Raw genomic sequence first — 615 nt, 5'->3', positions numbered from 1 at the left:
AGATGCTGGACCAGGAGCTGCCAGCCGGAAACATTCTTGACGTTGGCTGCGGCTACGGGCCGATCGGCCTTTTTGCCGCCAAAAAGTGGCCTGACCGCCAGGTCGACATGGTCGACGTCAATGAGCGGGCCATGGACCTGGCCCGGCGCAACGCGGCTGCCAACGGGATCAAGAATGCCAATGTTTTTGCCTCTGACCGCTACCAGAAGGTCTCAGGCCAATACGCCATGATCGTGACCAACCCGCCGATCCGGGCCGGCAAGGCGGTCTGGTCCGACATTCTGACCGCGGCTGGCGAGCACCTGGCAAAAGGTGGGCTGCTTTTGGTCGTCATTCAGAAAAAGCAGGGGGCACCCAGCGCCAAGAAAATGCTGGCTGCCAGCCTGGGCAACTGCGAAATTTTGACCCGCGACAAGGGCTACTACATTTTGAAGAGCGTGAAGAAATAATGTATTCAAGCGAAGAAAAAAAGACCTACATGCAGGCTGCCTTTGCCGAAGCTGAAAAGGCCCGCCAGCAAGACGAAGTCCCGATCGGGGCCGTGGTCGTGGGCCCGGACGGCCAGATCATCGGCCGCGGCTACAACCGCCGCGAGCTTGACGAGGACGGGACGGC

Annotated in this window: 2 protein-coding genes; both read left to right on the top strand. The window is 60.0% G+C overall.

The window, feature by feature from the left end; translation table 11 throughout:
* Positions 1-449, top strand: a 449-nt coding sequence (locus lacNas_RS02820; RefSeq protein ID WP_201346568.1) for a class I SAM-dependent methyltransferase, incomplete at its 5' end; no start/stop codon positions are given.
* Positions 449-615 (top strand): deaminase (locus lacNas_RS02815; RefSeq protein ID WP_201346567.1); only part of this gene is annotated, 167 nt, incomplete at its 3' end. The genes lacNas_RS02820 and lacNas_RS02815, both read left to right, overlap by 1 nt.

Source organism: Lactobacillus nasalidis (assembly GCF_016587775.1).
GTDB classification, from domain to species: domain Bacteria; phylum Bacillota; class Bacilli; order Lactobacillales; family Lactobacillaceae; genus Lactobacillus; species Lactobacillus nasalidis.
Note: the sequence above shows the minus strand (reverse complement) of the source record. Positions and strands in the feature narration are given on the sequence as shown.